The sequence below is a fragment of the Streptomyces sp. NBC_00576 genome (assembly GCF_036345175.1).
GTDB lineage: Bacteria > Actinomycetota > Actinomycetes > Streptomycetales > Streptomycetaceae > Streptomyces.
Genome location: NZ_CP107780.1, coordinates 5,740,509 through 5,765,193, shown reverse-complemented (window position 1 = coordinate 5,765,193; position 24,685 = coordinate 5,740,509). Strand labels below are relative to the sequence as shown.

The 24,685-nt window shown below is 70.1% G+C and carries 23 protein-coding genes and 1 pseudogene; 16 read left to right on the top strand and 8 right to left on the bottom strand.

The features are described from left to right. Positions 1–213: 213 nt before the first annotated feature. On the bottom strand, positions 214–660 hold the full coding sequence (locus OG734_RS24915) for a hypothetical protein (protein WP_330289710.1): 447 nt from the start codon (positions 658–660) through the stop codon (positions 214–216). A 558-nt stretch (positions 661–1,218) separates the two neighbouring features. On the opposite strand from OG734_RS24915, the gene OG734_RS24910 reads away from it, so the two are divergent. The 3 genes and pseudogenes from OG734_RS24910 to OG734_RS24900 form a co-directional block, all read left to right on the top strand. Further along, positions 1,219–1,620 (top strand): hypothetical protein, encoded by a 402-nt coding sequence (locus OG734_RS24910; RefSeq protein ID WP_330289709.1) that lies wholly within the window; start codon positions 1,219–1,221, stop codon positions 1,618–1,620. A gap of 291 nt (positions 1,621–1,911) precedes the next feature. After that, positions 1,912–2,100, top strand: a complete 189-nt coding sequence (locus OG734_RS24905) for a hypothetical protein (RefSeq protein WP_330289708.1) — start codon at positions 1,912–1,914, stop codon at positions 2,098–2,100. Between the two features lie 66 nt (positions 2,101–2,166). Continuing rightward, a pseudogene (locus OG734_RS24900) lies at positions 2,167–2,279 on the top strand (polysaccharide deacetylase family protein); the annotation flags it as partial. 38 nt (positions 2,280–2,317) lie between these two features. On the opposite strand, the gene OG734_RS24895 reads toward OG734_RS24900, so the two are convergent. After that, positions 2,318–4,249: a glycoside hydrolase family 97 protein gene (locus OG734_RS24895; RefSeq protein WP_330289707.1), complete on the bottom strand. Its 1,932-nt coding sequence runs from the start codon at positions 4,247–4,249 to the stop codon at positions 2,318–2,320. A 228-nt stretch (positions 4,250–4,477) separates the two neighbouring features. Between OG734_RS24895 and OG734_RS24890 the strand changes: the two genes are divergently transcribed. The 6 genes from OG734_RS24890 to OG734_RS24865 all read left to right on the top strand — a co-directional run bounded on the left by OG734_RS24890 (position 4,478) and on the right by OG734_RS24865 (position 12,556). After that, positions 4,478–5,995 carry an RICIN domain-containing protein gene (locus OG734_RS24890; protein ID WP_330289706.1) on the top strand — a complete coding sequence of 506 codons (1,518 nt, stop codon included), beginning with the start codon at positions 4,478–4,480 and terminating at the stop codon, positions 5,993–5,995. Between the two features lie 322 nt (positions 5,996–6,317). Next, positions 6,318–7,097 carry a polysaccharide deacetylase family protein gene (locus OG734_RS24885; RefSeq protein ID WP_330289705.1) on the top strand — a complete coding sequence of 260 codons (780 nt, stop codon included), beginning with the start codon at positions 6,318–6,320 and terminating at the stop codon, positions 7,095–7,097. A gap of 221 nt (positions 7,098–7,318) precedes the next feature. Next, positions 7,319–9,982 carry a LuxR C-terminal-related transcriptional regulator gene (locus OG734_RS24880; protein WP_330293774.1) on the top strand — a complete coding sequence of 888 codons (2,664 nt, stop codon included), beginning with the start codon at positions 7,319–7,321 and terminating at the stop codon, positions 9,980–9,982. 117 nt (positions 9,983–10,099) lie between these two features. Further along, the gene (locus tag OG734_RS24875) at positions 10,100–11,755 is read left to right on the top strand and encodes an MFS transporter (protein WP_330289704.1); all 1,656 of its coding nucleotides are present in this window, start codon (positions 10,100–10,102) and stop codon (positions 11,753–11,755) included. Next, on the top strand, positions 11,733–12,230 hold the full coding sequence (locus tag OG734_RS24870; protein ID WP_330289703.1) for a hypothetical protein: 498 nt from the start codon (positions 11,733–11,735) through the stop codon (positions 12,228–12,230). The genes OG734_RS24875 and OG734_RS24870 overlap by 23 nt, the downstream gene beginning before the upstream one ends. 128 nt (positions 12,231–12,358) lie before the next feature. Beyond that, a complete protein-coding gene (locus OG734_RS24865) occupies positions 12,359–12,556 on the top strand; it encodes a hypothetical protein (protein WP_330289702.1) in 198 nt (65 codons plus the stop codon). A gap of 208 nt (positions 12,557–12,764) precedes the next feature. Here OG734_RS24865 and OG734_RS24860 read toward each other — a convergent pair whose 3' ends face one another. After that, entirely contained in the window at positions 12,765–13,406 is a 642-nt protein-coding gene (locus tag OG734_RS24860) for a potassium channel family protein (protein WP_330289701.1), read from the bottom strand. 225 nt (positions 13,407–13,631) lie between these two features. Between OG734_RS24860 and OG734_RS24855 the strand changes: the two genes are divergently transcribed. The 5 genes from OG734_RS24855 to OG734_RS24835 all read left to right on the top strand — a co-directional run bounded on the left by OG734_RS24855 (position 13,632) and on the right by OG734_RS24835 (position 17,849). After that, positions 13,632–14,294, top strand: a complete 663-nt coding sequence (locus tag OG734_RS24855) for an HdeD family acid-resistance protein (RefSeq protein ID WP_330289700.1) — start codon at positions 13,632–13,634, stop codon at positions 14,292–14,294. 141 nt (positions 14,295–14,435) lie between these two features. Then, on the top strand, positions 14,436–15,806 hold the full coding sequence (locus OG734_RS24850) for a hypothetical protein (RefSeq protein WP_330289699.1): 1,371 nt from the start codon (positions 14,436–14,438) through the stop codon (positions 15,804–15,806). Positions 15,807–15,809: 3 nt separating this feature from the next. Next, positions 15,810–16,793 carry a ribonuclease BN gene (locus OG734_RS24845; RefSeq protein WP_330289698.1) on the top strand — a complete coding sequence of 328 codons (984 nt, stop codon included), beginning with the start codon at positions 15,810–15,812 and terminating at the stop codon, positions 16,791–16,793. 81 nt (positions 16,794–16,874) lie between these two features. Continuing rightward, positions 16,875–17,336, top strand: a complete 462-nt coding sequence (locus tag OG734_RS24840) for an SHOCT domain-containing protein (protein ID WP_330289697.1) — start codon at positions 16,875–16,877, stop codon at positions 17,334–17,336. Between the two features lie 69 nt (positions 17,337–17,405). Then, positions 17,406–17,849 (top strand): DUF7144 family membrane protein, encoded by a 444-nt coding sequence (locus OG734_RS24835; RefSeq protein ID WP_330289696.1) that lies wholly within the window; start codon positions 17,406–17,408, stop codon positions 17,847–17,849. A gap of 118 nt (positions 17,850–17,967) precedes the next feature. Here OG734_RS24835 and OG734_RS24830 read toward each other — a convergent pair whose 3' ends face one another. The 5 genes from OG734_RS24830 to OG734_RS24810 all read right to left on the bottom strand — a co-directional run bounded on the left by OG734_RS24830 (position 17,968) and on the right by OG734_RS24810 (position 23,746). Then, positions 17,968–19,194 (bottom strand): serine hydrolase domain-containing protein, encoded by a 1,227-nt coding sequence (locus OG734_RS24830; RefSeq protein ID WP_330289695.1) that lies wholly within the window; start codon positions 19,192–19,194, stop codon positions 17,968–17,970. A gap of 248 nt (positions 19,195–19,442) precedes the next feature. Further along, positions 19,443–20,567: a caspase, EACC1-associated type gene (locus OG734_RS24825; RefSeq protein WP_330289694.1), complete on the bottom strand. Its 1,125-nt coding sequence runs from the start codon at positions 20,565–20,567 to the stop codon at positions 19,443–19,445. Further along, positions 20,564–20,989 carry an effector-associated constant component EACC1 gene (locus OG734_RS24820; protein WP_330289693.1) on the bottom strand — a complete coding sequence of 142 codons (426 nt, stop codon included), beginning with the start codon at positions 20,987–20,989 and terminating at the stop codon, positions 20,564–20,566. Before OG734_RS24820 ends, OG734_RS24825 begins: the two co-directional genes overlap by 4 nt. 112 nt (positions 20,990–21,101) lie before the next feature. Next, a complete protein-coding gene (locus tag OG734_RS24815; RefSeq protein ID WP_330289692.1) occupies positions 21,102–22,328 on the bottom strand; it encodes a hypothetical protein in 1,227 nt (408 codons plus the stop codon). A 512-nt stretch (positions 22,329–22,840) separates the two neighbouring features. Continuing rightward, positions 22,841–23,746, bottom strand: a complete 906-nt coding sequence (locus OG734_RS24810; protein ID WP_330289691.1) for a hypothetical protein — start codon at positions 23,744–23,746, stop codon at positions 22,841–22,843. A 224-nt stretch (positions 23,747–23,970) separates the two neighbouring features. Here OG734_RS24810 and OG734_RS24805 point away from each other — a divergent pair, with 224 nt between their 5' ends. Together OG734_RS24805 and OG734_RS24800 are read left to right on the top strand one after the other, a co-directional pair. Beyond that, on the top strand, positions 23,971–24,327 hold the full coding sequence (locus OG734_RS24805; protein WP_330289690.1) for a PRC-barrel domain-containing protein: 357 nt from the start codon (positions 23,971–23,973) through the stop codon (positions 24,325–24,327). 41 nt (positions 24,328–24,368) lie between these two features. Next, a complete protein-coding gene (locus OG734_RS24800; RefSeq protein WP_330289689.1) occupies positions 24,369–24,551 on the top strand; it encodes a hypothetical protein in 183 nt (60 codons plus the stop codon). Positions 24,552–24,685 lie beyond the last annotated feature (134 nt).

Below are 24,685 nucleotides of genomic sequence, written 5' to 3'. Positions count from 1 at the left end.
CGTCCGTCTCAATTTCCGTCTCATTCAGCCCCGTTCACGACCGTTCAGGCGAGACCCGAAGCCGCCCGAGCGCCGGCAGCCGGTCGCTCATGAACGCAAGTGAACGGCCCTGCACTCAGCCGAAGCCCCCACCACCACAGTTGGAAAGCGTGTTGGGAGTGGGCCGGGCCGGATCCAGCAAGCAGGTTCCGCCGAGCCGTACGTCGAGTTCGGCTACTGAACTTGCTTCGACGCGTAGTCGACGAAGTTTCTGATGGCTGCCTTGGCGACGTCGTCCAACTGGTTACGCTCGCTGTCGTTCGCAGCGCCCGAAACTGAGCGTGTCTGTTCCAGAGCCGCCTCAGCGTGGGCCACGAGACTGGCGTCGTTCGTGACCAGCTTGAGGCGGTAGAACGCCTGCCACGCGGTTGTGCGCAGGCGGTGACCCTCCTGATACGCCAATCGATACGCTTCCCCGCCGGGATTTCGTTGCTTGGTGAAGTAGCGCTCGGCCTGCCCCCACCGGAAGTCCTCCACGGCAGAGGCGAACGCGGTGTACGCGGCGATCCGCTCGTCGCGCAACGTCTGCTGCTTGGCTGCAAGCCGCTGAAAGGGATAGGTGGCAACGGCGCCCAGCAACGTGCCGGCCACCGCCACAACACTGGTCCATATCGGCTCCATGTCCACAGAGAAGCATAGGCGTGCCTCTGTATCGGAGACTCGTCCTGATCTTCATTGAACGTCCCCATGCGGAAGAGCCATGATCCAGGATGAGCATGCAGCCGCTTGTCGCATCCGGCGGTTCGTAGGACACCGACAGTAAGCGAGAGCAGTTGCTGTACAGCAACGAAGTACAGCAGCCCCAGCAATCGACCGTGACCAACAGCCACTCCCAGGGAGCCAACGGCGGCCTCTATGACCTCTAATGACCGATCTCTGTCGAGCTACGGATCAGAAGGCATAATCTGTTGAGCGGTGAGGTCGTCCGCACGGTAAAGGCCGCGACCCGGGGTGCGACAAGGGTCGGCTGCCTCACCGCTCAGAGCCGTGCCAGTTCCGTGGCAGGTGAAGCGGGGACCACGAGGAATGGCGGGTACTGAACCGCTGACGTGAAGCAGTTCCGCACAGTCGGCCGCAGGTCAGGCGCCCAGCAGGCCCTTAAAAACCTCAGCTTCCCCAGTCGAGGTCCCCTCGTGAAAGCGAGGCTCGCTGTCAGACCTGCGCTGTACGGTCCGTCCCATGGCCGAGAGACCAACAACGAACTGGAGCGAGGGCATAGCCCAAGAGGCCGCGGAGCTTGCCGCCGGCACCCTGGATCCCGACTGCGCGTGCATGAGCGAACTGTTCCCCGACGGGCTCTTGCTGGAGACCGACGCCGCCCTCGACACGTTCGAGGCTGAGTTGCCCACGCTCACCGAAGGGGACGACGCACAGACCTTCGCCATAGTGGAGCGTGTCATCCTGGCCCTGAACGCGGTGAACGAAGCTCACGACGAATCCGCCTTCGAGACCGACGAACGCGAGCAGTTGTGCGCCTACATCGACGAGGCCCTTACCGAGCAAGGAATCGACGTTGCAGCCCTGACCGCCAGGCACGGGATCGGTCGGTACGCGCTCACTGACCGGTGGCGAGACTGGTGAACAACCCCTCATCGCGAGTCAGGTTGGCTGTGGTCCGTCTCAGTTTCCGTCTCATTCAGTCCAGTTCACCGACGTTCAGCCAAGACCAGAAGCCAAGACCTGCCTGACGACGGACCACCAATGAACGCAGGTGAACGCCCCCGTACGAGCGCCAACACCCCACCACCACAGTTGGAAAGCGTGCTGGCCAGCTGTCGCATATTGCCTCGCCGGACGGCCCCCGCCTCCGTATGGTCTGCGCCGGGGACGAGGTTGGGCAACGGCACGAGCTGCGCGGGGAGCAGGGGGACGGTGAGCAGGAGACGCTATGTTGCCAGAGGGGTGTCGGGCGGCTATCGCATCTGGGACAACCGAGGCCGTCGGTGGTGGGGCGATCTCTACGAATTGTGCCCCGACGACCTCTTGGCCGAGCTCAATGGTCAGGCGGACCCAGCTCGAATCACCGCGCTAATGAAGCGTTACCGAGCGCAGAAGCGATAGACAGGACCGAGTACTGGACGACGAGGGCGCGCACTACAAGCGCACCAGACCGAGCGGGGCTTGTCGACGCTCCTCTTCCACGACGCGGGATGCGACCGCTCCCAGACCGTCGAGGCCCTGCGCCAGATCCTCCCCGGCTCAAGGAAGAGGGCTACACCTTCGGCTTCCCGGTGCGCTGAGCCCCTCCTGAGCCGGATCCCGGAGCCGGATCCCGGTGTCAGCTCACCGGCGTGAGAATCACCGCCTGGCCGCCCGCGCTGGTCATGGTCACGTTGAGGGTGGTGGCGGAGGTGACCGTCCGGGTGCTGACGACGGTGGGGGTCGAGTGGGGGGTGCTGCCCGCCGTGCCGTCGGCGTAGAGCGTGGCCGTGTAGGACGTGCCGCTGTCGAGGAAGTCCAGCGGGACCGGCACCGTGCGCGCCGCCTCGTTGTTCATCGCGCCGAGGAACCAGGTGGTGCCGCTACGGCGGGCCACGGCGACGTACTCGCCGAGGGAGGCCGCGACCGTGGTGCTCTCGTCCCAGGTGGTGGGGACGGCGTCGAACCAGGCGAGGCCCGGCCAGTTGGCGGTGGTGGCGTAGGCGGAGGGCTTTGAATACCAGTAGAGGAAGTTCAGCGGCTGGTAGTAGACGGCGGCCATCGCCAACTGGTGGTTGTTGGTGGTCTGGTCGCGCGACTGGCCGTAGCAGATGGTGTAGTCCATCGGGCCGCCGACGTTGCGGGCGAAGGGCAGGAGGACGTTGTTGGTGGCGGTCGGGAACTGCTCGTTGCCCCGGACGCCCTCCAGGCTGATCCAGTTGGGGTAGGTGCGCTCGTAACCCCAGGAGCGGACGTCGTCGTGCATGTCGATCAGCAGCTCGTGCTTGGCGGCGGTCTTGGCCCAGCTGATGATCTGGTTGGTCATGGCCTGGGTGCCGTCGTTGATGAAACCGAGCTTGATGCCGGCCACGCCCCAGCTCTTGTAGAGCGCGAACAGGGTGTCCGGGTCGGTCAGGGCGATGCGGTTGACGTAGAGGAAGACACCGATCCCGTTGGCCGTGGCGTGGTCGATCACGGTGGGCAGGTCGATGGCCGCGATCGGGGTGGTGGCGTCGGGCGTGCTGAACTCCGGGCCGTACCAGCCGGCGTCGTACTCGATGTAGTCGAGGTTGCGGGCGGCGGCGAAGTCCACGCCTTCGGTACCGGCGGCGGTGGTCAGTTCGCAGCGGAACACCTTGCCCGGTTTGATCCAGGAGGTGTCCGGCAGGGCGCAGGCCGGGGCGAGGTTGAGTACGAGCTCTGCGTTGTCGATCAGGTCGCCGGCCTCGTCGCCGAGCACCAGCACGCGCCACGGTGTCGCGAACGGCGTGGTGACGGACGTGGTGTTCTGGGCGGTGCCCGCGGAACGGGCGGACTTCTTCATCAGGTACGTCTTGAGCGTGCTGTCGGCACCGGTGACCGAACTGACCATCGACCGCGGGTAGTTGACCCGGGAGGATTCGCAGACGGTGGCATACACGCCGTTGTCCAGGGTGACCAGCAGCGGCAGGTCGCTGAGGTTGCCGTTGTCGGTGCTGGAGGTGCCTGTGTACGGGATGGCGGCCGGCGCGATCGGGCTGTAGGCGTCCTCGTCCCGGGCGCTGTAGACCGTCGTGTCGGCGGGGAAGGACCAGGTCGTCAGCTCGTCGGAGATGGTGGCGCTGCCGGAGTCGAGCAGGACGTGGCGCAGGGCGACGCCGGTGTCGTAGGCCCGCAGCTGGACGGAGAAGTTGACGCCGCTGGTGTTGTCCCGGAGGTTCCAGCGCATCTCCTGGTAGTGGTCCCGGATCGTCGCGTTGCGGCCGTAGACCGGGGTCCAGGTGCTGTCCTTGGTCCAGTGCTGATAGTTGGTCACCGACACGTTGCCCGTGCCCAGTTGGGTGCCGTCGCTCAGCGTCAGGCCCAGCGCCGAGGAGTTGAGGACGGTCCTGGCGCCGCGCTTCACCGACCACTGGAGCACCCCGCCGAGCAGGGACATCGTGATCCTGTTCGCGCCGTCCGGCGAGGTCGCCGTGATCGACGAGTCCGCCGCCCGGGCCATGGGCACCATGCCGAGGCCCAGGACCGCGCCCCCCGTGGTGACCGCCGCCCCCTTGAGGAGCCCTCGTCGGGACAGCCCGGAAGCTTCCATGGCGTGCGCACCTCTCCCAGTCGAACAAAACCCACCAGTAACCAACCGTGACGACTCGCAGAGGTTGTTCTACTCGTCAATCTTCTGACTGGTCAACGGGTCGTTCGTAAAAACCAAAAAGAAACAGAACCCAACGCCGATGCCTTGACAGAGCCGGTGGCGACAGTTGTCATTAACCGGCCGTACGGCGGACAAATATGTCCGCCCGTCAGGAAAAGGTGGCGAAGCATGTCCCAAGGAACGTCTTCCGGCCGGAGCGGCGGCCACAGCCGCCACAGCCTCAGACCGTGGCGCACTGCCGCCGTCCTGCTCCTGACCCTGCTGGCAGGTGTCGCCGCGCTCCTGATACCCGTCTCGGCCGCCCAGGCCGCCACCGTGACCTTCACGACCGGCGCGGCGCGGACCGACACCAGCGGCAACGCCCTGCAGCTCCACGGCATGGGCATCATCAAGGTCGGCGACACCTGGTACGGCTTCGGCGAGAACAAGACGGGCGTGACCTCGTCCGACACGTCCTTCCAGGCCATCGCCTGCTACAGCTCGACCGACCTGGCGAACTGGACGTACCGGGGCGACGCGCTGTCCCTGCAGAGCAGCGGTGACCTCGGCCCGTCCCGGGTGGTCGAGCGGCCGAAGGTGATCTACAACGCCACCACCCAGAAGTACGTGATGTACGTGCACATCGACAGCCTCAACTACTCCGAGGCCAAGGTCGGTGTCGCCACCAGCAGCACACCCTGCGGCGCCTACGACTACCGGGGCAGCTCTCGCCCGCTGGGCCAACTGAGCCGTGACATCGGCCTGTTCCAGGACACCGACGGCACCGCCTACCTGCTGTCGGAGGACCGCAACAACGGCCTGCGCATCGACCTGCTCTCCAGTGACTACCTCACCCCGGTGAGCACGGTCGCCATCCTGGGCAGCGGCGGCGGCGCCAACAGCTTCGAGTCACCCGCGATGATCAAGGCCAACGGGATCTACTACCTGCTGGCCTCGCACCTGACCGGCTGGAGCCTGAACGACAACGTCTACTCCACCGCCACCTCCGTCAGCGGCACCTGGTCGGCGATGCGGAACTTCGCCGCCCCGGGCACCAAGACGTACGGCAGCCAGACCGCCAACATCATCACGGTGGCCGGCACCACCGGTACGACCTACATCTACGCCGGTGACCGCTGGAACGCCTCCGACCTCGGCGCGTCCCAGCTCATCTGGCTGCCGCTGACCATCAGCGGTACGACGGTGAACCTCGGCCAGTACCCGACCTGGTCACTGGATGCCGCGGCGGGCACCTGGACGCCGAACAGCGGCGTGCCGAGTGCGGCGGCCCACACCCTGACGAACTCGGGCAGCTCCATGCTGCTCGACGTCACCGGCGCCTCCACGGCCACCAACGCCAACATCATCCAGGCGACCGGCACCGGCGGGGCGGACCAGCGGTGGACGCTCACCAAGGTCTCGGCCAACATCTACACGCTGAAGAACGTCAACAGCGGGCTGTGCCTGGACGTCCCCAGCAAGTCGACCGCCGAGAACCGCCAGCTCATCCAGTGGACCTGCAACGGCGGCACCAACCAGCAGTTCTTCTTCGACCTGGTCGGCAGTTACACCGGCAGCGTCTACATGCTGGTCGCCGTGCACAGCGGCCTGAATCTCGGGGTGCTGAACAGCGCGACGACGACCGGAGCGGCGGTCGTCCAGCTCACGGGCACGGGTGCGACGAGCCAGAAGTGGACCGTCGGCTGACGCCCTCCGGGTGAGGCGACGCGAGTTCGGTTCTCGTCGCCCGCCCACACCCACACCCACACCCACACCCACACAACGAAACCCCAGGCCGATGCCTGGGGTTTCCGTGTTCATCCATCCGGCTGCGTCCCGTGTCGGACGACCGCCCAGCGCCTGAACACCATCCCCGCCCCGCCCGCCGCTCGGCTCAGTTGTCCGGGAACCACACCGGGATTGTCCTTGATCGGTAACGGACGCATCCTGTGGCCGCCGTTGCTCGTCTGGTCAGTTGGTCGCGAGGTGACCAGGGGTCGGCGAGGAACTGCGGGAAAGCGGGGCGGACATGGCACGGGCGCGGCACAGCGGCGGGCGGGGCTGGTACGGCAAGGTGCTCGGCGCGGCGCTCGGGGTGACATTGCTCGCCGCCGGTGCGTCGGTGTGGACCGCGCAGGCGGGTGCCGTGGGCGGCTCGTCGCCGAAGGAGCCCGCGTCCGCCAGGCAGGCCAGGGCCGTCAAGCCGGTCGCGGTGACCATCGTGCACGCCTCCGACAAGGGTGCGCGCGGCGTCAACATCACCATCGACGACGGACCCGACCCCGAGTGGACCCCCCAAGTGCTCGACGTGCTGCGGGAGTACGGGGTGAAGGCCACGTTCTGCATGGTCGGTACGCAGGCGCAGGCCCACCCGGACCTCGTGAAGAAGGTGGTCGCGGCCGGGCACCGGCTGTGCGACCACTCGGTGTCGCACGACACCACCATGGACAAGAAGTCCGAGGCCTACCAGTCGCAGCAGATACTCGACGCCGAACGCATGATCACCGAGGCGTCCGGGGGCGTACGACCGATGTACTACCGGGCGCCCGGCGGCGCCTTCACCCCGTACAGCCGCAAGCTCGCCGCCTCCCGCGGCATGCGCCCGCTGGGCTGGAACGTGGACACCAAGGACTTCGAGCGGCCGGGCACGGACGCCATCGTCGCCACCGTCGAGCGGGAACTGCCCAACGGGCCGACACTCCTCTTCCACGACGCGGGCGGCGACCGCTCCCAGACCGTCGAGGCCCTGAGCCGGATCCTCCCCCGGCTCAAGGAACAGGGCTACGCCTTCGGCTTCCCGGTGCGCTGAGCCCCGGCCCCGGTTCACCCCAGGCTGCCGCGCGCGCGGGCCGGAGGGCTGGGATGCTGGGTGAGGAAGCGATGCCCATGGCATGACCCCGATGAACAGGGGTGGTGAGTACCTTGGCGGGGAACGCCGAGAACACCGGGCACGCCGGAAGCGCTCAAGGACCGCCCGTACCAACGGCTTCCACGGTTGCGGCCGCGTCGGCCGTTCCGTACGCCGATCCCCTGGGGGATCCGTTTCTGCGCACCCGGTTCGCCCTTCCCGCGAGGCCCTCCACCTTTCTGCGGCGGCCGCGGCTCGTACGGCATCTCGACAAGGCGCTACGGACACCGTTGACACTGGTCAACGGCTCGGCCGGGGCGGGCAAGACCATGCTGGCCGCCGACTGGGCCGCCGGACTGCGGCAACCTGTCGCATGGCTCACCGTCGAAGCGGGGGACCAGCGTCCGGGCGTTTTCTGGGCGTACGTCCTTCAGGCCCTGCGCGCCTGCGGTGTGCCGGTTTCCGACGCGGTGGGGGGCCCCGCGGACGCGACCCGGGTGGACCACAAACTGCTGGCGCTGCTCGCCGCCGAGCTCGACGACCGCGACCGGCCCGTGGTCGTCGTGCTCGACGAGTACGACCGCGTGACCGCTCCCGAGGTCGCCGAGCAGCTGGAGTTCGTCCTGCACCACGCCGGGAGGGGCCTGCGCCTGGTCCTCGTCACCCGCACCGAACCGCTTCTTCCGTTGCACCGTTACCGGGCGGCCGACGAGCTGACGGAGATCCGCGCCGCCGAGCTGGCCTTCACCTCCGAGGAGGCCGGGGCACTGCTGGAACTGCACGGTCTCAGCCTTCCGGTGCACGCCGTGGACGCCCTGGTGGACCGTACCCGGGGCTGGGCCGCCGGCCTGAGCCTGTCCGCGCTGACCGCCCGGGAGAGCGCCGACCCGGAGCTCTGTCTGAAGGAGTTCGAGGCTGACCGCAGTACGGTCGCGGACTTCCTGACGGCCGAGGTCCTCAAGGGGCGGTCGGAGGAGGCGCAGGACCTGCTGCTGTGTGTCAGCGTCCTGAACCGCTTCTGTCCAGAGCTGGCCGACGCGCTGACCGGGCGAAGCGATGCCGAGCCGATTCTCGCCGGGCTGCACCGCGAGAACGCGTTCGTCGAGCACCTCGGACACTCGTGGTACCAGCTCCATCCGTTGTTCGGGGAGATACTCCGGGCCCATCTGCGGGTGCGTCTGCCCGGCCTTGAGCCGGAACTCCACGGGCGGGCCGCGCGGTGGCTGCGCCGTTCCGGGTTCCTGCAGGAGACACTCGCCCACGGCGCCGCCGCGGGCGACTGGGACTTCGCCGCCGGTGCCCTCGTCGACGACCTGGCGATCGGCCAGCTCTTCACCGGCCTGCGCTCGGGCGAGCTGACCCAGTTGTTCTCCGGTATGGGACCCGAGGCCAGGAGCCCCGCGACGGACCTCGTACGGGCGGCCCGCGATCTGTCCCGGTGCGACCTCGACCGCGACCTCGCCCACGGTCTGGCCTGCCTGCGCCGCGCCTCGGAGCAGCTGGACGGGCAACGGCTGAACGGGGAACGGCCGAACCGCGACGCGCCCGGTCTGACGGCCGCCCGGCTGAGCTGTGTGCTGCTGGAGGCACTGGCCGCCCGGCTGACCGGTTGTCCCCCACGGGCCGAGAAGGCCGCCGAGGCGGCCGCCGGACTGCGACGGGAGGTCCCTGAGGGGCTTCTGGACGATCACCCCGAACTCACCGCGCTCCTGCTGACCCATCTTGGTTCGGCACGTCTGTGGGCCGGGCGTTTCGAGGACGCCCGTGCCGCCCTGACCACCGTGGCCGGCACCCCTGGCGGAGCCTCCACCGCGCTGCCCAGGGAGGACTCGATGGGGCACCTGGCGCTGCTCGACTACCTGAACGGCTGGCTCAGCAGGGCGGAGCGCAAGGCCCTGGCGGCGGTGTCCGAGGCGGAGCGGGCCGGCCTGCCCCAGCCGTCCGGCTCCGGCATCGGACGGCTGGTCCTGGCCGGTGTGGCCGTGGACCGCCATGAACTGGACCGGGCCCAGGCCCTCCTCGACGAGTCCGCCCCCCTCCACCAGGGAAGGCGTGATCCGGTACCGGCGGCGGGACGAGCCCTTGTCACCGCTCGTCTCCTGCTGGCCAGAGGCGACACCCGAGCCGCCGTCGAGGCGGCGGACCCGGCGGTGACCGCCGCCGTGGCCTCCCCCTGGGCGGCGGGCCACAAGGCGCTCGTGGACTCCGCCGCCCACCTGGCCGAAGGACAGCCTCGGCAGGCCGTCGACGCGCTCCAGTGCGTGTCCGGCGACCAGCCTGTGTGTGCCGTCCAGGCCGCGGCGATCCTGCTCGCCGCCGACCGTCCCGGGGATGCGATCGACCTGCTCGACAGCGTCCGCGCCGAGGGCCGTAGCGGTCCGGCGGTGACCGTCCGGGCGGCACTGGTGAGGGCACGGGCCGCGGCGGAGACGGGGGACGCCACCACCGCCGGCAAGCTCGTGGCGCAGGCGCTCCTCGACGCCCGGCGCGAGCGGCTGCGGCGTCCGTTCCTCGATGCCGGCCCATGGCTCCGGCCGCTCCTGGCCACGGCACCGCTCCAAGAGCTGGCCGCGGGCTGGCTCACGCCCGTGCAGCCCGTGCAGCCCGCGCAGCCCGTGCAGCAGTCCTCGCGGCAGTCCTCGCGGCTCGTCGCGGTGGAGCTGAGCGCACGCGAGCGCGACGTCCTGCGGCGGCTGGCCCTGATGATGTCGACGGAGGAGATCGCCGCGGACCTCTTCGTGTCGGTCAACACGGTGAAGACCCATCTCAAGAGCGTCTTCCGCAAGCTGGGCGTGAGCCGGCGGGGCGACGCGGTGCGCCGCGCCCGCGACCTCCGGCTGCTGTGACGTTCCCCCAGAACGGGTGAGGCGCGGACCGGGTGGCCGGGATTCGATGAGAGCGGCGGCGGGGTATCCGTCGGCCGCCGGTATCCCGAGCCGACCCGACTCAGCGAGGTGGACACCGTGAAGCACTGGCGGGCTCTGATCGTTCTCGGTACGGCTCAGTTCCTGATGGTCCTGGACACCGCTGTCATGAACGTGTCCATCAGCCAGCTGGTGGAGGACTTCGACACGGAGGTCACCGCCATCCAGGCCGTCATCACGCTGTACGCGCTGGTCATGGCCGCTTTCATGATCATCGGCGGTCGGTTCGGGGACATCCTGGGACGTCGCCGCATGTTCCTTCTCGGACTCGTCGTCTACGGCACCGGGTCCGCCCTGACCGCCGCGGCACCCACCCTCTGGGTCCTCGCACTGGGCTGGTCGGTCATCGAGGGACTCGGCGCCGCCATGGTGCTGCCGGCCATGGCCGCGCTCGTCGCGGAGTCCTACCACGGGCGGGACCGGGCCGTCGCCTACGCGGTCCTCGGTGGGCTCGCCGGCGCGGGGATCGCGGTCGGCCCGCTGCTGGGCGGCTGGGTGACGACGTATCTGACCTGGCGGCTGGTCTTCGCCGGCGAGGTCGTGGTCGTCCTGGCCGTCCTGTTGTGCCGCCGGGTGATCCCGACGCCCGCCCCGCCCGCGCGGCGCCCCCGGCTGGACTGGGTGGGTGCCGTGCTCTCGGCGGCCGGACTGGGAGTGGGCGTCCTCGGAGTGCTCCAGAGCAGCACCTGGGGGTGGGTGCAGCCCCGCAACCCTCCCTTCACCGTCTTCGGCTTCGCCCCGACCCTGTTCGTCATCGCCCTCGGGGTGGTCGTCCTGGCCGGGTTCCGGCACTGGGAGCGGCGGCGCGAGGCCCAGGGCACCGATCCCCTCGTACACCTGTCCCTGCTGGGCCGACCCGTACTGCGGTCCGGCCTGCTGACGCTGCTGAGCCAGAACCTCATCCTGCTGGGGCTCTTCTTCACGATCCCGCTGTACCTGCAGGTGGTTCAGGGGTTCAACGCCTTCGAGACAGGGCTGCGGCTGCTCCCGGTGTCCGTCACCATGCTCGTGGTCTCGCTGTGCGGGTCCTCGCTGGGTCGGGTGATGGGGCCTCGGCGGGTGGTCCGGCTGGGTCTGCTGACCCTGGCGGGGGCCATCGTGTGGCTGCTGGCCACCATCGACCCGGTCATCGACAACGCGATGTTCGCCTGTGCCATGGCCCTGCTGGGCGTGGGTGTCGGCCTGCTCGCCTCGCAGCTGGGCAACGTCGTCCAGTCGAGTGTCGGCGAGGAGGAGCGCAGTGAGGCCGGAGGGCTCCAGTTCACGGCACAGAACCTGGGTTCCGCGCTGGGCACCGCGCTGATCGGGTCGATCCTCATCGGCGCGCTTGCCCACGCCTTCACCTCGCAGGTGGACGACAACCCGCAGCTGTCCGAGGAGACCCGTCAGCAGGTCGGTGTCTCTCTCGAGTCCGGGATCAGCTTCGTCTCCACCGACCAGGTGCGCTCGGCGGCCGAGCAGGCCGGGCTGCCGTCGTCCCAGGTCGACGCCGTCGCCGATTCCTACGCCTCCGCGCAGCTAGACGGCCTGAAAGCGGCGATCCTGGCCACCGGCGGCATCGCTCTCGCCAGTTTCCTGGTCACCTCGCACCTGCCGACCGGCCGGGAAGCCCGCCGACGGCAGCCGGACACCGACGCTCCGGCCGGAGCAGGCAGTGCCACCGGAGCCGACGGTGCGACCGGTACGACGCGCTGAGCGCCGGGCCCACGCGGACTACACGGGCGGGGTGTACGGATCCATGCTCGCGGCCTCCGTGGTGATCGGCGCCGGCGAACTGGGCCGGTTCCCCCGCGGGGAGCTGGTGCTGCTGTTGTTGCTCACCGGGGCCACTTTCTGGATCGCGCATGTGCACGCCCAGTTGTTCGGGGCACGTCTCGCGCAACAGCCTCCGGACCGCCAGGTCGTGCTGCGCGCGTGCCGCGACGAGTGGCCGATCGCCAAGGCCTCCGTCCCGCCGGCTGTCGCGGTGGCCGTCGGCCCGCTCCTCGGCCTGGACCTGCGGGGTTCCCTGTGGCTGGCCGTCTGCGTCGCCGTTGCCGGGCAGGTGGGCTGGTCCGTGGCCGCGGCACGCCGCGCCCACGCCTCCAAGCGCCTTGTGGTCGCCACCGCCTCGGTCAACCTGCTGATCGGCCTGCTGATCATTTCGTTCAAGCTCGTTCTGACGCACTGATCCGTGTCGTACGGCGCCTGGCGGCGGTCACCTGCACCGGGTGAGGCCCGAAGGGAGCACCGGGGCGGACGATCGCAGAGTAGAAGTTCCGCCCACCTGTGCCGGACTGTTCCAAGGAAGGACAGCTCGTGCGCTACGAGATCCGAGTCGAGGGACACCTGTCGGAAGTGCTGGCCAAAGCCTTCCCGGAGCTGAGCCACGTCATGATGTCCGGCCAGACCGTCCTGTTCGGCCCCGTCGTGGACGAGGCGCACCTGTACGGGCTGCTCGCCCGCTGCCAGTCGCTGGGCCTGCGCGTGGTGGAGATGCGGCAGCTGCCGGAGTGACGGGAAGGACGGGGGGACGGGCGGACGGGCGGACGGGCGGACGGGCGGACGGGCGGACGGGACATTCAGCGGGTGGGCGTCCCCGCAGAGCTGCACCTGGAGCCCGGTGCTGGTCAGGGGCGCCGGATCCGCCGCCATGATCGCTGCCCCGTCTCGTACCAGCCGTGGCACGAACGCGACGCACGCCGACGCGCGTCCCTGAGTACGGTCACGGTCCGGCCTCCTGGTCCGGGGGCCCGGGATCAGTACCGGAACGCGACTGCGTCGACGACTCACGGCCCTTGCGGCGCAGCCCCGCCTGGACCGCGCCCGCCAGCACCCGTGCGGCGACGCCGACGAGCAGCAGCCCTCCCGCCATCTGCACCATCGTCAGCAGACGCCCCGTCTGGGAGCGTGCGGTGATGTCCCCGAAGCCGACGGTGCTGAACGTGGTGAGAGCGAAGTACAAGGCGTCCGTCCTGGTCAGGGGCTCGCTGAACGAGCCCCGGGCGGAGCGTTCCAACAGGTAGTAGGCACTGGCGAAGAGAACCAGGAACAGCACCAGCGTGGCGGCCAGGGCCTCGACGGCCTTCAGCCGCGGGTGGGTCGAGCGCACGATGCTGCGCACCTCCCACGAGAACACCAGCAGCACCGCCACCAAACCGCACACGAGCAGCGCCGTCGTGCGGGCCGTGCCGCGATCGTCAAAGGGCAGCAGGTAGTAGCCGGCGACCAGACCGACGGCGATGAGCACGGCGCGGGCGAGGGCCGCGAACGCCGCCCACCGGCCGCCGCGCAGCCGTCGGTGCCGCCGAGGCTCGCCCGGTTCGGACCCGGTGCGATCCGTGCGGGCAGCGCGGGCATCGCTCATCTTGGCTCTCTCCGTCCGTCCGTCGGGTCGGCCGGCCGTTGGACAGGACGCGGTACGTCCGGTGCGCCGGCAGGTTCCACCTCATCTCCGTGGCGGGCCCGACGGATCACCCGTCGCGGGTGATCCAACCCCCGGCCATGGGCGGGACTCTGGAGCGGCCAGGTCCTGGTGCACCGCCTCGTCGGCGGTACCGGAAGCGAGGACCCGATCACGCGAGGAGAAGCCATGACCATGCCGCGCGGTCCGGCATCGCGTACCGAACCGGAACACCTGCCCGACAAGGCGGCCCTCGATCCGATGGGCGATCCCGCGCGGGCGCTGGCGAGGGTCGGCCGGTCCTGGACCTGGATCATGGGCTCGGCGGTCGCGACGCTGGTGCCGGGTGTCCTCGTGCTGGTCTGGCCGGACGAGACCCTGCACGTCCTGGCCGTCCTCTTCGGCCTGTACCTGCTGGTGATCGGGGCGTTCCGGTTCGTGGCCGTCTTCGCCCGGGAAGGGCACGGCGAACGGCTCCCGGAGCTGCTGATGGCCGTGCTGTACGTCCTGGCCGGGGTGCTGTGCCTGCGGAACCCGCTGCAGACGATCGCCGCGCTCTCCCTGATCGTCGGGGTCGTCTGGCTCGTGTCCGGCGTCCTCACCCTCTACACGGCCCTGGCCACCGAGAACCTGCCGCACCGCGGCGTCGTCCTGGGCGCCGCGGTGCTCGGCATCGTCGCGGGGATCGTCGTGCTCGCCCTCCCGGCCGAGTCGGCCCGTGCCCTGACCCGGCTGCTCGGCCTGTGGCTGGTCCTGCTCGGCCTGGCCGAGGCGGCGGTCGCCCTCGCATGGCGGGCCGCGCTCCGAAGAACACCCGCCGACGCACCGCCCCGCCCCACCGAAACCGGCTGACCCCTCGGGCCCGAGGGGTCAGCCGCAACGGCCCGACCCCGCGAGCCGCCGCTCCGGCGGTGGACGCGGCCGAGCACGGCGGTCGTGGCCGGCCCGGCGCACACCAGGAGCCGCACGACGCGCGCGACGAGAGGAGCACCCATGAACCCGGCCTCGACCCCCGCTTCACCGGACCCCGGCGGAGCCGCGCCTCCCGGCCACCACATCCTGAGCGCCGAGGAGAAAGCGGAGTACGAGCGACTGCGCCGGGCCGCGAAGGTGCGTCACCGGGGACTGCGCCGCACCGGCGCCTCGGTGCTGCTCCTGCTGACGTTGGTGCTCGCCCCGCTGGCCGTCGTCGCGGCCTGGGTGCAGGCCACGGTCTCCGACACCGACAGGTACGTGGCGACCGTCGCGCCGCTCGCCTCCGACCCGGCCGTGCAGGACGTCGTGATCAACCGGCTCACAGACCGCGTGGTGGAGAACGTGGACGTCCAGGCGGTGACGGATTCGCTCACCAAGGTCCTCAAGGACGCCGGGGCACCACCCCGCGTCGTGGCGGGGGCGGACTCCCTCACCGGTCCCCTGCGCAGCGCGGTCAGGTCCGTCGTCGACCGCGCCGTCACCCGCGTGATCACCAGTGACGCCTTCCAGCAGGTGTGGGAGGGCGCCAACCGGCGGTCGCACGCCGCGGTGGTGAACATGCTCACCGGTGACAGCAAGGGTGCCGTACGTGCCCAGGGCGACACCATCAGCCTGAATGTGGGAGACGTCGTCGACCAGGTGAAGAAGCGTCTCGTCGACGCGGGCTTCGAGAAGGCCTCCGCGATCCCGGACACCGACAAGACGGTCACGCTGTTCCACACCGAGAAACTGGCCAAGGCACAGGACGCGATGCGGCTGCTGGACATCCTCGGCACCTGGCTGCCCGTCCTGACCATCGCGATGGCCGCGCTCACGGTATGGACGGCTCCGTCGCACCGGCTGATGCTGATGATCACGGCGATCGGTATAGGCGTGATGATGGTGGTGGTGCTGGTCGCGCTGGCCGTCCTGCGCCGGGTCTATCTGGACTCGGTGCCACCCTCGGCACTGCCCCCGGACGCGGCCGCGGCGATCTACGACACGTTCATCCGCTTCCTGCGCAACAGCACCCGCACTCTGCTGATCATCGCGGTGATCACGGCGCTGGCCGCGTACCTGTACGGTCCCAGCCGCGTCGCCCGCGCCGTCCGCTCGACCGCGGACCGGGGCACGACGGCCGCCGGCCGGGCACTGGGCCACACCCGAGTACGCACCGAACCCGTCAGCCACTGGCTGGCCGAGCACCGCAGGTGGACCACCGGCATCGTCATCGCGGCGGGAGGACTGTGGCTGCTCCTGTGGAACTACCCCACGGTCGCCTCCGTGGCACTCGTCCTCTGCGTCGTCCTGGCCGCCCTGATCCTCCTGGCGATCCTCGCCGCCGCGGGACCGGCCGACGGCACGGAGGCCGAGGCGGAACACGGCGCGCCGAACCGGGCGACCCCATAAGCCATGGCCGGGACATCCGGCCCCGGCCCGTCGCCACGCGGACATCCGGCAGGACACAGGCATACGACCGGGCCCGGGCGCACGCCGGGACGCGGGCGCCGCGACCCGCCCCGCCGTACCGACGAGCGTCGGCGCACGGCGAGGCGGTTCGCGGCGAGGCTGCGCTCCGGAGCCCCGGCCCGGATGCTGACCCGGCTGACGGCACTCAACCTCGTGGAGGGCTCCGTACGGCTGGCCGCGCAGGCGTTCCTCACCGTGCTCCCGCTGCTGATGACCATCGCGGCGTTCGCCCCCGACTGGATGCACGACCTGCTGGCCGACTCCCTCAGCGCGGTTCTGGGAGTGCACGGCGACACGCTCGACGAGGTGCGTCAGGTCTACTCCGCCACCGGCCCCACCCGGAACTCCGTCGGGGCCGTGGGCGTCGTGGTGACGCTGCTGTCCGCCACAGCCCTGAGCCGGGCGCTGCAGGCGGTGTGCGAGCGGTGCTGGCACCTGCCGCGCGCACCGCTGCGGGCCGTGGTCGGACGCTGGCTGCTCTGGCTGCTCGTCTGGCTGGTCTACCTCCTGGTCCAGGCACCGCTGCGTGACGGGTTCGGCGGGGGCGCGGTGACCGGGCTGGCGCTGTCGGTGTTCTCGGCGTCGCTGCTGTGGTGGTGGTCCCAGCATCTGCTGCTGGGCGGCAGGATCGGCTGGTGGGACCTGCTGCCGGGAGGAGTGCTGGCGGGCGCCGGCACGGTCCTGCTGAGCCGGGCCGCCCGCCTGCTGCTGCCCACGGCCATGGAACGCAGCCTCGACGAGTTCGGCGCCCTGGGCCCCGTCTTCACGTTCCTCTCCTGGCTGATCGCCGTCTTCCTGGTAGCCGTCTCGGGCCTGGCCCTCGGCGAGTACGTCGCCTCCACGTCCTGGTACCCGGCGGCGCCCGCGCCGCGCGCACACTCACCCGCGCCGGGTGAGGCCGACCGGCAGGTGCCGCGGGCACGCTGAGAACGCCGGACAACCGCTCCCGCGAAGGACGCGACGGACGACCGAGGACGGACCACGGAGGACGGACCACGGAGGACGGACATGACCGCACAGACCTACCTGGCGTACGACTATCCGCTGCTGAGCGCCTTCTGGACCATGCTGGTGTTCTTCGTGTGGATCATGTGGTTCGTCCTGCTCTTCCGGATCATCACCGACATCTTCCGCGACGACAGACTCAGCGGCTGGGCGAAAGCCGGCTGGCTGGTGTTCTGCGTCCTCCTGCCCTTCCTGGGCGTGTTCGTCTACGTCATCGCCCGTGGCAAGAACATGGGCCGCCGGGAGATTTCGCAGGCCCGTGCGCAGCAGCACGAGTTCGACGCCTACATCAAGCAGACCGCGGGCGGCGGTCCCAGCAGCGTGGACGAACTCGCCAGGCTGTCCGAGATCCGCGCCCACGGCGACATCACGGACGAGGAGTTCCGCAGGGCGAAGGAACTGGTCCTGACCGGCAACGCGCCGGCCGGGCACTCGGGTCCCGCCCCCCACGCCTCCGGCCGCTGAGCAACAGCATCCGCAACAGCAACAGCCGGACCGTCCGGACCATCCGGACCACACGAATCGAGGCACGAGATGACCACGACACACACTCGGCCGGCACACACGGCGAAGCAGGAATGGGCAGGCGGTCTGACGGCCTTCGCGGCCGTGATGCTCTTCCTCGTCGGCGTGCTGGGCATCTTCCGGGGCATCATGGCGATCGCCGAGGACGACATCTTCGTCACCACACGCCAGTACGTGTTCGAGTTCGACCTGACCGGCTGGGGCTGGGTCCACCTCGCCCTGGGGGCGGTCGCCGTGATCGTCAGCATCGGGCTGTTCGGGACCGCGACGTGGGCACGCGTCATCGGCGTCGCCATCGCCGGACTCGTCGTCATCGCCAACTTCCTCTCCCTGCCGTACTACCCGGTCTGGTCCGTCGTGATGATCGCGCTCTCCGCCTTCGTCATCTGGGCCCTGTGCGTCGTCCAGCGCGACCCCTACCGCTCGGCCGAGAGCATGCCGGACGACAGGTGAGAAACAGGAACACGAGGGGAGCCGGCGAGGCGGAGACCACGGCCCGACACGAAGGCAGTGCCGGGCAGGGCCCGGCTCGCCGCTGCGTCGGGCGGTGGATGGGGCGGGTGCGGAGCCGCTAGCGCGGAGGGAGCGGGCGGTCGTAGATGTTGCCGGGGGTCACGATCTCGGTGACAGCGCGGGCGACCAGCGAGGACGGCTCCTGGCCGTCATATGTGATGTCGGTGTTGAGCAGCACCACCAAGGTCGCCTTCCGCGAGGGGAGGTAGACCGTCACGCTCTCGTAGCCCGGGATGGAGCCGTTGTGCCCGATCCAGCCGTCGCTGTCGAAGATGCCGAGGCCGTAGCTCGTACCGGGGTGGCCGGTGGGCAGCATCTTGAGCCGCTGCTTCTGGGTCTCCGGGCTGAGCAGCGTGCCGGTGGCGACGATCCTGGCCCAGCGGTGCAGGTCGTGCAGGTTCGAGATCATCGCCCCGGCCGTCCAGCCCCAGCTGGGGTTCCAGTCGGTGGCGTCCTCGATCTCGCCGCTCAGCGTCTGGTTGGTGTAGCCGCGCGCGTGCGGCTCGGGGAACTCGGCGCCGCTGGGGAACAGCGTGTGGTCGAGGTGGGCCGGGCGCAGCACCTGCTTGTCGATGAAGTCGGCGGCGCTGAGACCGCTGACCTTCTCGATCACCAGACCGAGGAGGACCAGATTGGTGTTGGAGTACTCGAACTGCGTGCCCGGCGCGAAGGTGTTGGGGTGCTTGAAGCCGTACGCGAGCACCTCCGGCGGGGTGAACGAGCGGCTCGGGTCGCTCAGCAGATCGTGCACGAAGTCCGGGTCGGCGGTGTACGGGAACAGGCCGCTGCGCATCTCGGCGAGGTGGCGCAGGGTGATCCGGCGACCGTTCGGCACGCCGTCGACGTAACGGGAGATCGGGTCGTCCAGCCGGATCCGCCCGTCGTCGACGAGCTTGAGCAGCGCGGTGACCGTGAAGGTCTTGGTCTCGCTGCCGATCCGCGTGTACAGGTCGGTGGTCATCGGCTTGCGGGTGGCGGTGTCGGCGACCCCGGTCGCGCGGACGTAGTTTCCCTTGCCCGGCATCCAAAGCCCGACGACGACACCGGGGATGCCGGCCTTCTGGCGGACGTCCTCGATGGCCTTGTCCAGCCGGGCGGTCAGCTCACGGCCGAGACCGTCCGGCGGGCAGTCGTCCTTGTCGTGCCGGTCGACGCCCGCGAGGTGGACCGCGGTGGCGGCACTGGCGGCACTGGCGGCAGTGACAGGGGTCGCCGTCACAGGGGCCAGTACGGACGCCGCGAGCAGCGCGGCGACGAACAGGCGTCGGGAGGGAGTACGTCGCATGGAGTGGCGCCTCTTCCGGATCGGGGCTGAGGAGGCAACGCCACCATCCGGAGCGTGGTGCGAGGTCGTCGTGCGGTACGCGTCCTCGCGAGTCCACTCGATCAGACCGCAGGGGGTGTACCGAGGTGTGCCTTGGCGGGGGTGAGGCCCCCAGACCCCCTCTTCGCGCTGAACGCGCTCGTCCTCAAACGCCGGACGGGCTGGGAGTGCGGGCCGGTTCCCCGCGTGGATGGTTTCGCCGTGCAGCTTCAGTTCTCCAGGGTGATCGCCCGAGAGGGCTCCCGGATCCAGTGGGCCAGGGCCCGTTCCGCTCCCGGGAGGGCCCGGTGACCGGCCGACTTCGCGCGGAGGGCGTCGACCAGGGCGGACAGCAGGGCCGCGGCCTGTTCGGGGGATCCGGCGGCACCGGTCATGACCGCGTGGTTGCGACGGACGTCGATGCTGAAGTCGTCGAGCGGGCCCAGGACTTCGGCCGCGTCCCGGGCCAGGTCGGCCAGGAAGTCGACCAGTTGAGGCAGGCTCGCCGGGTCGGGCACGGGGGTGGCGGGTGACGGCTCGGTGAGTTTCTTGAGCCGTTGGGCGAAGGAGGCTCGGGCACGCAGTCCCGCCGGTGTCCGCCGGGTGCCGTGGGCCGGGTTGACCGCCAGCACGATGTGGCCCGAGCGGTCGACGGTCTGCTGGTGGGGCGCGGGGTATCCGGTGGGGATGATGCCCGTCTGCGGTGCCGGGGTGGTCGGCAGGACCACCGCCAGCCGGTCGTAGAGGTCGGACAGGCCGAGATGGCGGGGCCCGTCGGGTATGCCCTCGTCGAGGATCCCGAGCAGCGCCCCGGTGAAACCGGTGAGTGTTCCCTCAGGCGGGAACAGGGCCTTCTGGGTGGGGCCGCACGCGGTGAGCAGATGGATTCCGTGGCCGTCCGGGCCGAGGGCGCGGCCGGAGAAGCAGCAGTCGAGAATCGCGACCTTGTGCCTCGCCCGCGACTCCCGCATCAGACTGGCGACTTCGGTGAACGGCAGCGACGGGCTCGGATCACCCCCGCCGCCGTACTGGCTGGAGGGGGTGAGCGCCAGACAGAGACGGTCGTCCCGGCCGAGCAGTCCGTGACCGCAGTAGGCGAAGAGCAGCAGGTCGACGTCCGGTTCCCGGACCATACGGCGCAGGGGGTCCAGCACCTGCCGGGTGTCGGCGGGCTCCGGGATCACCGTGGTTCGCCGCGCGTCGAACACCCCCCGTTCGCCGCTGAGGGCGGCCCCGAGGGCCCGTACCGCCGTCACGGCCTGGGGCATGGGGGACAGCGAGCTGGGGCGGACATGCCGGCCGGTGCCGACGAGCAGCGCGCACGCGGCGGTGGGGCGCCACCCGGCCCAGGTCATTCGTCCGCCCCGGGCGGGGCGACGGCGAACGCGGCCAATTGCGCCATGACCGCGGGCAGTTGGTCCTCGTCGTCGACCGCGCCACTGACCCGGGTGCCGTCGGGCCGCACCACCTCGAACTCGATCCGCCGGTAGGCCGGCCGCCGTTGCTGCAGCCAGAGGAAGAACGCGTTGGTGACCGCAGCGACCACCGCCGCGGAGGCGTTGATGATGTCCACGGCGGCGGCTACGTCGCCCTGTTCGCCGGGGGCGGGCGGCTCGGTGCGCAGGCTCGCCGTGCCACCCAGCTGGTCCGTGTCGTTGATCCACTCCGCCAGATCCCGGTTCAGCGCGTCGGCTTGAGCCTGTGACCCCGGGAAGGTGAAGGTCAGGGCGTTCTTCGGCGCCTGGGACGCGGATACGGATACGGATGCTTCGGGCATGTCCGGTGGATCCTGTTCGTCGGTCGGTCGGTTCGTTTGTCGGTCGGTTCGTTTGTCGGTCGGATGTTTGTCGGTCGGATCGTTGCGGGACCGGGATTCGGCGGTCGGTCGGTCAGATCCCGGGGCCGAAGTCGGTCCAGCCGGTGTCGGTGGCGCCGGCGGGTGCTCCTCCGCGGCTGGCGGTGTTCGGCGCCTGCCGCTTCAGCACGAAGAGTCCGGGCTCCCCGGGCTCCTCGTGGGGCAGACGGAAGACGGCGGCCGCCTCGTCGGCGTCCACAAGATCGGCGAGGGCCGTCACCGTACCCGGATCGCTCAGCCACAGTTGCCCCTCGGACGGCGTCCGCAGGAACGCGGGGACCCCCTGCCAGTAGGCCTCCCGCTGCCAGTCCCGGTTGACGCCCAGCAGGTTGCCGCAGGCCACCTGGTGTTCCTCCCGGCTCTGCGGGCGGACGACGACCGCCCCGGAGCTCGTCGGCGCCACGGTGTGGCCGATGAGACCGGTCAGTACGTCGGACACCGGTGCCTCGCCCTCGACGGCGACCGAGACGCGCGCCCGGTGCAGCCGCCCGGTGTAACGTCGCGCGGCTGCCTCGTACAGCCCTTGTGCCTCCTGGGCGAAGGGGTCGCCCGGCACGGGAAGCCCGTACATGGGGTCCGGTGGTCCCGGCACGGCGAGTGTCCCGAACACCTGCGCTCTCATGGTCAGGCCCTCGGCGAGTCCGTTCGGAGCGGAGCACGGTTCGAGGCACACGCTGACGACCGTCCGCCGTGGCTCCGCGGCCAGTTGGACCCATATCCGGTCCCAGGAAGGGTCACGGGCGTCGAGTCGGGAGACCGCGGTCGCGATGCGTTCCGCGCCCCAGACGCGGGTCAGGGTCCGGCAGGTGATGCGTTTGCGGATCTCGGCGATCGCGCCCGGGCCCGGTACGAACGGGGCGAGCAGCCGTGCGATCTCCTCGGTGTCCTCGATCCGGGTTCCCGTCACGTGCGCGGGGAACCGCGCCAGGGCGGGAAGCGCGTCCCGCACGGCCCGGAGCGCGGCTGCCTGGTCGGCGCCGTACAGCTGGGCGATGACGACGGTTTCGATCCGTCCGCTCACCGGATCGCTGATGAACCGCAGATCCCAGCGGGCGGTGTTGCGATCCGTCCAGAGCGCCGCGAGCCAAGCCCGCTCGGCAGCGACCCGGTCGGCTCTGCGCCGGGCTTCGGAGAACTCCGGGTAGAGGCCCCCGGACAGCGGGGCGGGACTCAGCGAGAAGGCGACATAGGCCCAGCTCTCCCCACTGGGGGCACCACGCAACAGAACACCCCGCGCACCCTCCGGAGCGCCTTCGGCCATCTACTCTTCCCCTCGTGGTCCCACCGGCCGTTCCTGGTCCCGCCAGCCCCGCCAATCCCGTTGGCCGCCCTGATCCCGCCAGCCCCGCCCAGGCCCGCCAGTCGTTCTGATCCTGCCAGCCCCACCCAGGCCCACCGGCCGTTCCTGGTCCCGCCAGTCCCGCCAGTCCCGCCAGGCCCACCGGTCGCCCTGATCCAGCCAGTCCCGCCCAAGCCCACCGGCCGTTCCTGGTCCTGCCAGTCCCGCCCAAGCCCACCGGTCGGCCTGATCCAGCCAGCCCCGCCAGCCCCGCCCAAGCCCACCAGTCGGCCTGATCCAGCCAGCCCCGCCAGCCCCGCCCAAGCCCACCAGTCGGCCTGATCCAGCCAGCCCCGCCAGCCCCGCCCAAGCCCACCAGTCGGTCTGGTCCCGGGCCAGGCCCGCCGGGCGTCCCGGGCCCTTCGTTTCCTTCACGGCCGGCCGTCGGCTCGCGCCGCGCGTGGCGGAGTGAGTCGGCGAAGGTGGGCGTCGGCTCAGGTACGAGGTTGCGGACCGCCCGCAGGGGGGTCGCCCGCGGGCGGACCCCAGGTCCCCGTGGGATTGACGCCCGGCGTCGGCGCGGACCTCGCGTGGTCGGCCTGCACCGGAGGCAGCCCCTGCGGGAAGGCGTAGGCGACGGGCACCACGACCTGGTCCACCGCCGTGGCCAGTCCCTCACGGCACGCCGCGTGCACCGCCTCCCGCATGGCCCGCACGCCCTCGGTACGCATCATGGTCCGCTCGGGGCTCAGGCGGCCCGTGATGGACGCGATCAGGTCCGACACCCACCCGCCGATCAGGGCGTACCCGCGGCGCGAGCGCCACATCTGCCACCCCAGGTAGAGGCTCGTACCGTACGAGAAGACCGAGACGTAGGCCTGGCACTTGCCCTCCGACAGCACCAGGCGACTACGGACCTGATCCCGGCCCAGTCCGGTGGCTATGACCCGTTCGGCGCGGTCGACGGGGATGTAGCGACGCGCGAGCGTGCCCGCGATGGACACGTACGCCGAGTCGAGAGATCCGCTGCGGTCCGCCAGCAGCACCCGCCATTCGGCGATCGGTTCGACCAGACGCACCCCGAGCAGAGTCACCCAGAAAGCGGCGCCCGAGGCGATGTACGCCAGCACGAACATGGCGGCGAACCCCTCGCCGCTGCCGGCGACAAGGAGGAGGAGCCCGAAGAAGAAGAACGGCAGGAACGCCAGGAACGAGGCCAGGAACGCGTAGACGAACAGCTGGAGCAGCAGCCGCCAGCTGACCGAGTCGTCGAGGGAGGTCTCCACCGGGAAGTGCCGCAGGTTCTTGTCGAGATACGCGGCGTTGGCGTCGCCGCCTCTCCATCCCGGCAGGCTCGTGAAGCTGTCGTCGGTCATCTGGCTGTCCCCCTGGGCCGTCATGGATCCGAGGTAGCCAAAACTACCCACCGTCGATGGGCGGTCACACACCTCCAGGGGTATCGAAGTTGCGACAATCCAACTGGATAGAGGGAGATGTTTCGGTCGTACGGTGAAAAACGGCTCGACACGCGCATGCACTCGGGCCCCGGAGGGCACCCGGCAACCGGCGTATCCACGTCGGGGCCGTCGCACCACCGCCGGAGCGCGCAGACAGGGAGCAGCGCATGATCCGTTCAGCCGACATCCGCGAGTGGCGCAACCACGACGTGATCGACACGAAGCAGCGCAGGATCGGCATGCTCGAAGCGGTCTACGTGGACACGGCCACCGACGAACCGGCGATGGCGACCGTCCGGACCGGACTGCCCACGCGCCACCGGCTGGTCTTCGTCCCCCTCGACGACGCGGTCCTCGGACCGGACTACGTCCAGGTCTCCTACTCCAAGGCGCAGGTACGCAACGGCCCCTCGATCGGGACGGACGACGTACTGCCGGCCGAGCAGGAGGAGGAGATCTTCCTGCACTACGGCATGAAGTACCAGCCAGGAGAAGGAGGCGAACGCCAGCTCGCACGCCGCTGAACACACGGCATCCAACCCCCGTCACACACGGCACAGAGGAGATGGTCCCGGTGATGGCGTTCTTCCTGCTGGTGGTCCTTGTGGCCGTCATCCTGGGAATCATCGGTGCGACAGCCGACGGCCTCGCATATCTCCTGGCCATCGGCGTCGTGATCTTCGCCGCCGACCTGCTCTTCTTCGGGGCGCGGCTGTCCCGGCGAGCCAGGCGACGGCCCCTCCGCTGACCGCGAAGCCACGCAGAACCCCCGGGTCAGCAGACCTGAGGGTTCCTTGGCGCGGTGGCGTCGGCGTCGGCTGTGTCTGTGTCTGTGGCGGCCAGGGCGAGAAGGCTCGGCAGGAGCGACCCCCGTCGGTGTGG